The following is a 12082-nucleotide window of genomic DNA, read 5'->3' on the forward strand; positions in this document are numbered from 1 at the left end:
ATAAACCAACCGCAATGAGCAAAAAACACGTCACCGTCAGAATGAAGGCGGATATGGAATATGAATCCACCAATCACTTCGGTAACAAAGTGGATATCGATATGTATGACAGCGAGCACAAGAAAGCCCAATCTCCCATGGAATTGCTTTTATCGGCTTTGGGAGGTTGCTCCGCTGTGGATGCTGTCTTGATGATGAAAAAGAAGAGAAGGACCATCACTGATTTTTTCATTGAGATCATAGGAATCAGGCACGAGGGCATTCCAAAATATTATACCGAGATTGATATGAAGTTTGTGTTGGTTTCTCCCGATGCCACTGAGGAGGAATTTGCAAAAGTTGTCACTTTGGCGGTCGAAAAATACTGCTCTGTAGCTTCATCTTTGAAGTCAGAAATCAGACATATCTCTGAAGTCAGGAGACCGGGATGAGGGTAGTCAGCGAGTTTTCAAAGGACGGGATCAGGGTTTCGGTGTTTTCTTGGAACAATAAATACCTGTTAAAATATGAATTGGGCCCTATGGAACAAACCTTCAAGATTCCGGAAACGGACATCTTGGAGGAATCTGACCTGAATTCATTTTATCAAGGGGAATTTTTTGATCAGGTAACCTTAAGATTTAAAGAAATGGGTGAAAGCTTTCAAAAACAGATTGAAAATCTTTAGATTTAAGAATTAACTTAATTGCTGAACATGAAGAGTTTATTCTATTTCTGTTTTTTTGTCTCTATTTGTTTATTTTCCTGTTCCCCGCCTAAAGAATCTGAGAGCACAACAGATTTCTTTGAAATCAATTCTTTCATTTCATTACTTGAATATGACCTTGAAGTTATTGAGGAAGAAATTGTGCGTCTCGGTAGATTTTCCGAAAATCTTTTTGTGGATAAGAAAAACAAACTCGCAAATGCCGATCCCGATAAATACGAAATAGTAGGCGTTGCGGCCAATTCCGAACCCGGGGCCAATCCTGAAAAGAGCTCTCTATTTATTCCTACCATTTCAGACAATAAAGAAGCGGTCAAAGAACTTATTTTATTGACCAATCCTTTGGATGATGAATTCAAAAGAATTGTAAGGGAAATCCCGGTAATATCCCAGGTTTATTTTAATTCCAAATACCATCTAAATAGGCTTTACCCTCCCTATGATGTAAATTTATTGGAACCAGATATTAATGTTACAAATTTCAATTTTTATTATCAGGGAGATGAGAAAAACAATCCTTCGAGAGTTCCTGTATGGGTGGATGAGATTTACATAGATCCTGTGGGTAGGGGTTGGATGATTACCTTGACATATCCTGTGTATGCAGAAAATGAATTAAAAATGGTATTGGGATTTGACATCACACTGAATGATATAATTGAAAATTACATCAACAAAACCTCAAATCAACTCCTCATCATTGATGGGACTGGGACAGTGGTGGCAGGAAAGGCCAAGGCTATAGAAGCCCTTTCATTACCTTCTTTGAAGAATTATACCTATACACAAACCATCACCTCAGACAGCTACCGAAAAGAAGATTTTAATTTGTTCAAAAGCAAGGACAAAAATGTGCGAGTCATAGCAGATAAGATCATAAATTCAGGTGAGAAAATCTTATGGCTTTCTGAAAATAAAACGAAATTAAAAATCATTTGTCAGAAAATGAGCAAGCTAGATTGGTATGTACTTGAAATCCAATTTTAAATGAATCCCCAAAATTATAAAATCCCCAAATCTGAAACTGGTTTCTACAGTATCCTGGTTGGATTGGGGATTTTTGTTGTTGTATTAATCACATTTTTGGGAACAGCATTTTTTCAGGTTCTCAATGACAATCAAATCAATTCCAGTAAAATCAACTTAAACAAGCAAGTAGAACTTTCCTCCAAACAGATAGAAAAGAGGTTTACAGCCTTTTATGACGATATGTTCTTTTTTGTGAATAATCTTGAGCCTTGGACATATGAAAAGGGTGACAATGAAGTTCTGGCATTTGAGAAAAGAGCAAGAAGGATTTTCAACAACCACCGTGATTTGTTGGATACTATTACTGTTTTTTTTCCAAATCAGACTGTGGTCTTTCATTTCGATAACCGAAACAATTTTATCAAGGAATACCTGGAAAGTAAAAAAAATCTTCCTTTTCCTGCACAGAATGAACTTCACTTAAACAATTTTACGACAAATGTATCTATCAGTGCCAAGGTGAATCTCGAAAGATTTTTTTTCGACGAGATGACAAATTATTATCTTGGCATATCGGGTGAGAAACTAATTTTTTGTGATGGTAAGCTAAGAGGAGCCCATGACCAAACACTTAAGGGCGGTTTTTCTATAGAAGAAACAATCTTGAATCAAATGTTGATTCAGGTCGCCGATGGTCTTAAAGGTGACTTTCGGGGTAATTTTTCAAACAAAAACGAAGAGAAAGAATTTGAAGCTTTGATCCATCATTATCCCTTCTCACTTTATCCATTAAAGAGTAAATTTTCCACTGTTTTTGTTGTCGACCGAAACATAATAACTACAGGTATTTTCAGTACCTATTTTTATCTGATTTTAGCTTTACTCATTTTATTGGCACTTGTAATTTTGATTTTGTTTAAGTCGATCAAAAATTCTCAGTTAACAAATGAAACGCTATCCAAAAATGCCAATGAGATTTCAGAATTGTTTAGGAGACAAGCTCTCCTGTTGCACGAAACCAAAGGCTTCATTTATTTCCAAGATGAGATGGGTAAAATGACAAGTGTAGGTGGCGAAGTCAAAGCTGTACTTGGATATGAAAAAGAAGATTTCAGGAAGAATTTTAAGGATTATATTTCAAAAAAGGACCGTTCCAGAATAGAAAAAACCATTTCGGAATCAATAAGTAAAAAAAACGGAAGCATTTCATTTGAATTGGACTTTAAAACCAAATCAGGTAAATACAAAAGAACCAAGATTTTTGAACGACTTGAATTTGATCAAAAAGGAAACTTTATTGGAAATGTCGGAATCTGTACCGATATACAGGAAAAGTATGAGAGAGAACAGGAAATCGTAAAAAGCGAAAATAGGTTAAGGGCTGTACTGAACAGTCTCCCGGATCTTATTTTTATTTATGACAATGAAGGCCGATACCTTGATTATTATGTAAAAGACCAGAGTCTGTTAGTTGCGCCTTTAGAAGGTGCTATTGGGAAAAAATTGATTGATATTTTACCCAAAGATTTGGGAAATCAAATACAGCAAGTCTTTAACCACACGATTAAGACCGGAAACATGCAGACTGCGGAATATGAAATTGATATTCCTTCGGGTAGAAGGTTGTTCGAAGCCAGATTTTTTAGACTTGATAATGACAAAGTAATGTCAATAGCCCGAGACATCACAGGTCAAAAACTTTGGCAGAGGGGTTTGATGGAGGCAAAAAAAGCAGCTGAAGAGGCCAATTTAGCCAAATCTGAATTTTTGGCCAATATGAGTCACGAGATCAGAACTCCCATGAACGGGCTTTTGGGAATCATTCCGCTCCTGGAAGCTACTACATTGGACGAAAAACAGAAGGAATACCTACAGATTATCAGAGATTCGGGTGATTCCCTACTGAATATTATCCGAGACATTCTTGATTATTCTAAGATTGAATCCGGGGAGATGACTCTTTATAATTCAGTATTCAAACTGAAGGCGGAAATTGAAAAAATATTTAAAATTTTCTCGGGCCTGGTAAATGAGAAAAACATCCAATTTACCTCTCATTTTGATGCTTCTTTACCTGAATATGTCGAACTGGACAAAGATAAGTTGAGGCAAATTTTGATTAATATCATTGGTAATGCAATCAAATTCACACCCTCAGGTGGTAAAATCGAAGTTGATATTACAGGAGAGATGGTTTTTGAAAAGCATGTTATTTTGAATTTTGAAGTGAAAGACAACGGGATCGGGATTCCAAAGGATAAAATTGAGATGTTGGCAAAACCATTTGTCCAACTTGACAGCAGCAGTACAAGAGAACATCAAGGAACCGGCTTAGGGTTGGCAATTTCCCAAAAAATAATTGAGTTGATGGGGGGGGAACTTTTGATAAATAGTGAATTTGGTGTTGGTTCCGTTTTCTCCTTCAATATTTTCGGGAAAGTTTGGAACAGAAGCGATAACTTTTTGGAATTGGTGGAGGAAGAGGATGATAATGAAGATTTTATTTGGAAAAATATGGCTCAGGAATATCCTCTTAAAATCTTGTTGGCAGAGGATAATTCTACTAACCTGCTTTTTATGGATATGTTGATGACCCAACTTGGATATAATTATGATGTCGCAAGAAACGGGTCTGACGCTGTCCGTATGGCAAAAGAGTCAGATTATGATCTTGTTTTGATGGATATTCAGATGCCTGTGATGAATGGACTCGAGGCGACCAAAATAATTAGGAAATCACGGGGAAGAAAGATTACTATTGTAGGATTGTCTGCAAATGCTTTCCAAGAAGATGTGGACCAAGCTATGGAAACAGGAATGGATTCCTATCTTACCAAACCACTGAAAATAAATGAAATTACAAGTGTGATCCGTTCCTGTTCTTCGAAGAACGGCATAAAAAAAGAGGTCAATTGACCTCTTTTTTTATAATTCAGTATTAAGATCAAATGCCTCCAAATAGTCAGCTACTCTTCTGACAAATATTCCTCCTAAAGAACCATCGACAACTCTATGGTCATAAGAATGTGAAAGGAACATTTTGTGTCTGATAGCGATCACATCGCCTGTCGGTGTTTCTACTACAGCTGGTTTTTTCTGAATAGCTCCAACTGCAAGAATCGCAACTTGTGGCTGCATGATAATAGGTGTGCCCATTACGTTCCCAAAAGAACCCACATTGGAAACAGTAAAAGTCCCTCCACTCAATTCGTCGGGTGAAAGTTTGTTTAAGCGGGCTCTGTTGGCTATATCATTTATTTTTTTTGAAAGACCGATGAGGTTGAGTTGGTCTGCGTTTCTCACCACAGGTACAATAAGGTTTCCGGAAGGCAAAGCTACAGCAACCCCAATATTGATATCTTTTCTTTTGATGATTTTTTCACCGTCCACTGAGATATTGATCATAGGAAAATCTTTGATGGCCTTGGCAACAGCTTCGATAAAAAACGGCGTAAAGGTCAAACCTTCTCCTTCTTTTTTCTTGTACTGATCTTTTACTTTATTTCTCCATAATACGATATTGGTCACATCGGCTTCTACAAAAGAAGTTACATGGGCAGATATCCGTCGTGAATCGACCATTCTTTGCGCGATCATTTTGCGCATTCTGTCCATTTCTATGATTTCATCCTGAGCTGAAATACTCATTTCTACCCTAGGAGAAGTTAATACAGGTTGTACTCCCGAAACTGAGAGATTGGATATCCCGATATTTCCTTCTTTACGGTTTTTTAAGTATAAGAGAATGTCTTGTTTGGTTACCCGGCCATCTTTGCCTGTCCCGGATATGGAGACCAATTCAGATTTGCTGATATTTTCTTCTTTTGCAATGCTCAAAACCAAAGGCGAATAAAACCGGTCATCTCCTGACTGTGGTTCCCCTTGGGAATAGGAAGAAATCACTGCAGTTGTTTGGGCCGGTGCCGCCGCAAGCAGTTCTTCTTTTGGGGATGTTTGGGTTTTTTCCTCATTTTGAGATAATTCAGAGGCTTGAGCAGTTGATTCAATGATTGCAATCGGAGCACCTACAGCAACAACTTCACCTACTTTGACCAATATTTTTTTTAAAATACCGGCATGAGTTGCTGGCACCTCAGTGTCCACTTTGTCTGTTGCAACCTCCAAAACGGATTCATCTTGTTCGATGAAATCCCCTTCTTTTTTTAACCAAGTGAGTATTGTTCCTTCAATAATACTTTCACCCATCTTGGGCATCAGCATTTCTACATTTGCCATTTTTTTATTATTTAATTGGGTTTATTTCCAAGTTTTAAAATTAAATTTTATTTTAACCAATGCAAAATTGGTGAATAATATTTTTATTCTGTTTTTTCTAAAATGGACAGACGAAGCAAATTCAAAACTGCTACGGCAGTCAATTGAATATTTAGCATCCTGTCTTGGGTGAGCTGCAACTTTTTGGTCACGGTTTTTCCTTCAAAATCACATGCAATCCAAACTGTTCCCACGGGTTTTTCTGCCCATCCACCTCCCGGGCCTGCGATTCCGCTACTTGCCAAGCCAAAATCTGCATTGAATTTCTTCCTAATGTTTTCTGCCATTTGGATGATTGTTGGTTCACTCACTGCACCGTAGGTTTCAAGTATTTCATTTTCAACACCAAGTAATTTGTTTTTGAATGTATTGTGGTAGGGAATCATACTACCCTGAAAATAATCACTGCTCCCAGCAATGCTTGTAATTAAATGGGAAATATATCCCCCTGTACAACTTTCTGCCAGGGAAACTTTTTTGTCCTTTTGCTTTAGCAATCGGCCAACAGTTTCTTCAAGCGTTTCTTTGTTGTAACCATAAATATACTTTTCAATTAGCGGCTTTACTTTTTCGATTTCATTTTCCACATCATTTTGAAGGTCAATTGGATCTTCCCCAAAGGCAGTCAACCTAAGTTTTACCTGACCCAAAGATGGAAGGTAGGCGAGTTTAATGTGGGATGGGAGGTTGTTTTCCCAATCTTTGATCAGGTCAGCAAGCCAACTCTCACCAATGCCAACAGTTTTTATTACTTTATGGTAAATATTTGGAAGTGTAAAAAGCGATCTGATTTTCGGAATGACATGCTGAGTCATCAGGTTTTTCATCTCATGGGGCACTCCTGGCATAGACATCCATTTCTTTCCATTTTCTTCAAACCACATTCCCGGCGCTGTCCCAAGATCATTTGGGACATAGTTGCATTTGGTAGGTAAGTGGGCTTGGAATCTGTTAAGTTCAGTCAATTCCCTTCCTCTCTTTTCAAAAAAGGTTCTCACAGCTTCTAATGCTTCAGGAACCATTTCAATCCCACAACCAAAATATTCAGCCAAGAGTGGTTTGGTCAGGTCATCGTTGGTTGGGCCAAGTCCACCTGTAATCAAAATTATGTCTGCTCTTTTTTCAGCATCTGCAAATGCTGCAAGAATTGAATCTCTATTGTCTCCTATTGTCGACCTATGGACTACTCGAACACCTATCTTGTCGAGTTCCTGACTGATCCATTGGCTGTTGGTGTCTGTAATCTGACCATATAGTAATTCATCACCAATGGATATAATCTCGGCTTTTACTTCTTTATAATTGACCATATTTCGGTTTACCTGACTTTCGCTTTTTTTATAAATTTTGAAAATATCAAAGGGAAAAATCTTTTTAAGGTAACTGCATAAATCTCTTTTCCACCAATATTTATTTCTTCTTTTTTGTTTGAGATGGCTGCAACTATTTTTCTTGCACAGACTTCAGGATTCATTCCTTTGTTTTGGGCATCATCCATTTGCTGTAGCGGGGTTCCATCTCCGGTCAGTGCATTGATAGAGACATTAGTCCGGATAAATCCAGGATAAACCATCGTTAGAGCGATTTTATCCTTGTGATGCTCTGCTCTTAAAGTATCAAAAAAACCATGAAGGGCATGCTTTGATGCTGCATAAGAGGATCGATATGGGGAACCGAACTTGCCAACGAGGCTGCTCACTACGGCAAAATGACCTTTTTTATTCTCAATAAAATGAGGAAGTAGCGCTTTGCTCAATCCAATTGTGCCAAAAAAATTTACTTCCATGATCTTGCGGTCCTCTTCCAATTGGGTATCATTGACAAGCGACCGTTGGCTGACTCCACCATTGTTTATCAAGACGTCAACTTTTCCAAAAGCATTGATTGCTTCAGATACTTTGTGAGAAAAACTTGGTGTATCTGTGAGATCCAAAGGTAAAACATGCACATTTTCTGGTTTGAAGACTCCGTTTTTTAGGGATTCAAGTTTTCCAATGTTTCTACCGGATATGATCAATTTACAATCAGTTTTGGAATTTTGATTGAATAAAGCTTCTCCGATTCCTGATGTTGCTCCGGTATTCCAGATTACCTCTTGATTCATGGTTTAGATTTTTTATAAACCACAAAATCAAAATCATATTCATTTTTCTCATCCTTGAAGTAGGAGGTAGTCGATACAACTTTCCATTCGTTTTTATCAATTTCAGGAAAAAAAACATCTCCATCAGGCATCGCATTTACTTCTGTTACCATCAATTCATCTGCGATAGGCAATGCCTGCTTATATATTTCTGCACCTCCAATAATAAATACATTGTCTAATTTTTTGCCGATACATAATTGTATGGCCTCTTCCAATGAATGAGCGACCATATGCCCTTCAGGAACTTTAAAATCCTGGTTATTGGTAATCACAATGGATGTTCTGTTTGGGAGAGGTTTGCCGACTGACTCATAGGTTTTTCTTCCCATGATGATGTGGTGACTTGTTGTATGGCTTTTGAACAACTGTAAATCGGCTGATAGCCGCCAAATCAATTGATTGTCTTTGCCAATGACACCATTCTTCGCCTTGGCAACGATAATAGATATTTTCAAGATTTATTGAGTTTTGGGCTAAGTTACCAAGGATTATTTAATCAAGAAATCCAAAGTAAAAAGAATAGGATTTTCAATTCAGGCTTATGGAAGAAAAAAAGCCTTGTTTCCCATCACAAAAAAATTGAAATCAGATTCATTTCATGGATTTTGTGATGCTTGGATAATCCGCCATGACAAAAGTCTCTTTGCTGTTTTCCTGTAATTCGATGGTAACCATGTCTATTTTGCTTTTATCTACTTTGCTCACAACATGGGCTTCCATCATATTTCCGGTAGGTAGATTATTGAAAAGGTCAGGGTTTTGGTCTTTCATTCTCGCCGTCAGAAACGGATTGTTTTGGCTCCAAAAAGGGGTATTTCCGGTAATAGGGGTTTTTGTAACCCAATAGTGGGTGATGTTTTCATCTGTTTCGATAAGGTATTCTTCACATTCCTTGCCTAGGATGGTTTTGGAATTTCCGGTTTTTTTGAAGGAGACATCTTCTGATTTATCTTGGATTTCAGCATCTTCGGAAATTTCTGTTTCACTCATAGCTGCATAGTCATAAGCAAAAGTCATCCTCATTTTTTCGCCTTCATTTTCAAGCAGAGTAATTCCGGCATTCCTGTTGAAGTCGTAGATAAGAACATAGGTTCCATCTTCTTTTTTTTCAGGATCTGTAAATTTCATTCCTGTTATTTTTGGATTTTCTGAATAGTAAGAGGTCAAATTGATAGGGTCGTTTTGTTTTCCTTTTTCATCTATTCCTGTAATTTCCAATACCGAAAAGCCTTCAAATTCGTAGGATTCATCCACCTCGATATCATTATAAACTGATGATATCATTTTTTCAAAGTCAACAGTTGGAATGGTACTTGGGTCATCAGTCCCATAAACATCTTTGAACATTTTGTCGAGCTTTCTTCTCGCCATTTTTTCCATTTCACTTTCCACCTTCTTTTCAATTGCCCTGCTAACGCCACGTTCAGCGGCATTTTTTATCTTATTTATAAATTGGGCATTTGTAGAAAACGAAGTCAATAAAAAAGCAAGAGTGTAGAAGAATTGGAATGTCCTTTTCATTTGAATAAATTTTTATTGTAAGATGTGGTTTTGATTATTCAAGAAATCCTATAAAATATTGGAATGTAAATTATTCTATTTGACTTAGAAAGACAAGAAAAAACAGGTCCAATAAATAGAGCATTTCAAAATTCCTTTTGCTTACTCAAGTATCAAGTAAGTTTGTACCCTCTTAAAAATTCAGAAATTTCTAACTTTTTTTTCCCTTCCAACTGAAGTTCCAAAATTTTCAGTGAACCAAGGCCTGTTTGAAACACCAACTCCTTTTTGTTATCGGTCTGAAATTCTCCCGGTTGGAGTCCGGTCAGGTTATTTTCTGAAATTTCACTTTTGAAAATCTTACAAATTTTACCGTCCAATTGAGTCCATGCAGCAGGATAAGGAGAAAGTCCCCTGATCAGATTGTGTATCTCTTTGGCCGGTTTATTCCACTTTATTTCGCAGGTCTCTTTGAAAATTTTAGGTGCATGGTGTATTGCAAGCGATTCATCTTGGATCGTAGTCTTGATTTTTTTACCTGCAATAGCTTCTACAGTTCTCAAGACCAATTGGGCACCCTTGAGCTTAAGCTTTTCGTACAAAGTGCCAATATTGTCTGCTGGACTTATAGATTCTTTTTCTTGAAATATTATGCTGCCTGTATCGATTTCATGCTTTAAAAAAAAAGTGGTTATGCCTGTTTCTTTCTCACCATTGATTATTGCCCAGTTGATTGGTGCGGCCCCCCTATAATTTGGAAGCAATGAAGCATGGAGATTAAAAGTACCTAGGGGTGGCATACTCCAAACTATCTCAGGCAACATCCTGAATGCTACTACAATTTGTAAATCTGCTTTTAAATCCCTTAGCTGTTCAATGAATTCAGGAGATTTAAGGTTGGTTGGTTGAAGGATAGGAATACCAAATTTTAAAGCGGCTTCTTTCACAGGGGAAGGGATCAGTTTTTGTCCGCGACCTTGTGGTTTGTCAGGTGCAGTAATGGACGCTACAACGTTCCAACCGTTTTCAATTAGGATTTCAAAAGACGGAACCGCAAATTCCGGGGTTCCCATAAAAATTATTCTTAAACTTTTATCCATTTTTCATCAATGTACTGTTGTGAAGGTCGGAAATTATTTATGGAACAATATGAAGAAAAATAATAAAAAATAAAATTTCCTTTTTTTGGTCAAAATAATGTGTTGTAAAACAACAAAAAGTATCACTATTATTTCATGAAAAATAATTAAAACAATGTATATTCATTAATTTGTAAAATTTTTAATATTTTCTAATTGTTAAATATTTTGGTAAAATCTTAAAGAATCATCAATAAATGAAGTAATTATTATTCTTATCGAAAAATATAATTAGGATTAATAAAAAATTATATAATTTTGCAACATGAATCAAGGTTTAAAATTTGGTCTTTCAAAAGGAATTAGACTTTTCGTCGGTTCCATGGCTATATTTTTTACTTTATTGGCTGTTTTTGACAGTTTTGTAAAAAGAGCAGAAATAGTTTATACGGGTGAATTTGTTTCTGAAGCAGATTTTAAATTTATTGAACTTCCAAATACCTTACAAATTCCTTCAGGGAATAAAATTACAAAGCTTGGTAAAATTGAAGTTATTCATTCCCTGATTTCAATTCCACATTTAGTATTTGAATTGCCTTTGGTCTCTCATGATTTAGAGGCAGAAACCCTTTATATTTTTTTACCTGTTTCAAGATTACTTAAGTTCTCTCTAAATACTCACGCACCCTGAAAGAACACAATTAATCTAATTCTTGCTGTTGATTTCTTGTAAGAAATCAATCTTAAAAATCCCCAAAATTTCCAAAATCAGTTTTGTAAACCTATTCTCTGTAAAGGTTCAAAGTGTGTGTTCCTTTGTAAGGAACACAATACAAGCCTGATTTTAAAGGATTTTCTTAACGCACAATTTAAAATAAAACATTACCAAAAAAAACAAAAATCAAACAAACCGTCCTTTTGGACATTAAACAAACAAACACTATGAAAAAGACAATCTTTGCAATGATGATCGCTGCTACTGCATTTATGGCTTCTTGTGGCAACAAAACAACTGAAGAGGTAGAAGTTGTTGAAACTCCGGTTGAAGAAGTAGCTCCTAAAGTTGTAGAAGAAGCACCAGTAGATACTACTGCAGCTGCAGCTGATACCACCGCAGTGAATTAATTAAAAAATTAATTTACAATAAAAAAATCCCCGATAACATCGGGGATTTTTATTTTGGGGTAAACCCTTAATTGAACTTAAACACTTTTCAGAGAGACTCTAAAAACTTATCAAACTTATGCAATTAAAAGCCTATAAAAAATAACCAATACTGGGTATTTTTCTAGGATGAAAATTAGAAAAATTATACTTTAAGATGTAAAAAATCTAATTAAGACTTTTTTTGGATTGATTTTATAGTTTAAAGTTTTAATTGTATTGCTCTGAAATTAAGTTTTTATA

General features: G+C 36.3%; 12 protein-coding genes. 6 read left to right on the forward strand and 6 right to left on the reverse strand.

The window, feature by feature from the left end:
• Window positions 1–14 precede the first annotated feature (14 nt).
• Genes NU887_RS06490 through NU887_RS06505 form a run of 4 tightly spaced genes read left to right on the forward strand, consistent with a single transcriptional unit; the run spans window position 15 to window position 4591 of the window.
• The gene (locus tag NU887_RS06490) at window positions 15–431 is read left to right on the forward strand and encodes an OsmC family protein (RefSeq protein ID WP_258422559.1); all 417 of its coding nucleotides are present in this window, start codon (window positions 15–17) and stop codon (window positions 429–431) included.
• A complete protein-coding gene (locus NU887_RS06495) occupies window positions 428–667 on the forward strand; it encodes a hypothetical protein (RefSeq protein WP_258422560.1) in 240 nt (79 codons plus the stop codon). The genes NU887_RS06490 and NU887_RS06495 overlap by 4 nt, the downstream gene beginning before the upstream one ends.
• 27 nt (window positions 668–694) lie before the next feature.
• Window positions 695–1693, forward strand: coding sequence for a PDC sensor domain-containing protein (locus NU887_RS06500; RefSeq protein ID WP_258422561.1), 999 nt, complete (start codon window positions 695–697; stop codon window positions 1691–1693).
• Window positions 1694–4591 carry a PAS domain-containing hybrid sensor histidine kinase/response regulator gene (locus tag NU887_RS06505; protein ID WP_258422562.1) on the forward strand — a complete coding sequence of 966 codons (2898 nt, stop codon included), beginning with the start codon at window positions 1694–1696 and terminating at the stop codon, window positions 4589–4591.
• Window positions 4592–4600: 9 nt separating this feature from the next.
• Here NU887_RS06505 and NU887_RS06510 read toward each other — a convergent pair whose 3' ends face one another.
• From NU887_RS06510 to fmt, 6 genes are all read right to left on the reverse strand, one after another.
• Complete coding sequence (locus tag NU887_RS06510; RefSeq protein ID WP_258422563.1) at window positions 4601–5911, reverse strand: dihydrolipoamide acetyltransferase family protein; 1311 nt, start codon at window positions 5909–5911, stop codon at window positions 4601–4603.
• Window positions 5912–5994: 83 nt separating this feature from the next.
• A complete protein-coding gene (locus NU887_RS06515) occupies window positions 5995–7260 on the reverse strand; it encodes a competence/damage-inducible protein A (RefSeq protein ID WP_258422564.1) in 1266 nt (421 codons plus the stop codon).
• An 8-nt stretch (window positions 7261–7268) separates the two neighbouring features.
• Complete coding sequence (locus tag NU887_RS06520) at window positions 7269–8054, reverse strand: SDR family oxidoreductase (RefSeq protein ID WP_258422565.1); 786 nt, start codon at window positions 8052–8054, stop codon at window positions 7269–7271.
• Window positions 8051–8551, reverse strand: a complete 501-nt coding sequence (locus tag NU887_RS06525) for a dihydrofolate reductase (RefSeq protein ID WP_258422566.1) — start codon at window positions 8549–8551, stop codon at window positions 8051–8053. The genes NU887_RS06520 and NU887_RS06525 overlap by 4 nt, the downstream gene beginning before the upstream one ends.
• A gap of 136 nt (window positions 8552–8687) precedes the next feature.
• On the reverse strand, window positions 8688–9617 hold the full coding sequence (locus NU887_RS06530; RefSeq protein WP_258422567.1) for a DUF4412 domain-containing protein: 930 nt from the start codon (window positions 9615–9617) through the stop codon (window positions 8688–8690).
• A 152-nt stretch (window positions 9618–9769) separates the two neighbouring features.
• On the reverse strand, window positions 9770–10696 hold the full coding sequence (gene fmt, locus NU887_RS06535) for a methionyl-tRNA formyltransferase (RefSeq protein ID WP_258422568.1): 927 nt from the start codon (window positions 10694–10696) through the stop codon (window positions 9770–9772).
• A gap of 304 nt (window positions 10697–11000) precedes the next feature.
• Between fmt and NU887_RS06540 the strand changes: the two genes are divergently transcribed.
• Together NU887_RS06540 and NU887_RS06545 are read left to right on the forward strand one after the other, a co-directional pair.
• Window positions 11001–11366, forward strand: coding sequence for a hypothetical protein (locus NU887_RS06540; RefSeq protein WP_258422569.1), 366 nt, complete (start codon window positions 11001–11003; stop codon window positions 11364–11366).
• A 251-nt stretch (window positions 11367–11617) separates the two neighbouring features.
• On the forward strand, window positions 11618–11800 hold the full coding sequence (locus NU887_RS06545; RefSeq protein WP_258422570.1) for a hypothetical protein: 183 nt from the start codon (window positions 11618–11620) through the stop codon (window positions 11798–11800).
• The last annotated feature ends 282 nt before the right edge of the window (window positions 11801–12082 follow it).

The sequence above is a fragment of the Aquiflexum gelatinilyticum genome, assembly GCF_024741135.1.
Classification (GTDB): Bacteria; Bacteroidota; Bacteroidia; order Cytophagales; family Cyclobacteriaceae; genus Cognataquiflexum; species Cognataquiflexum gelatinilyticum.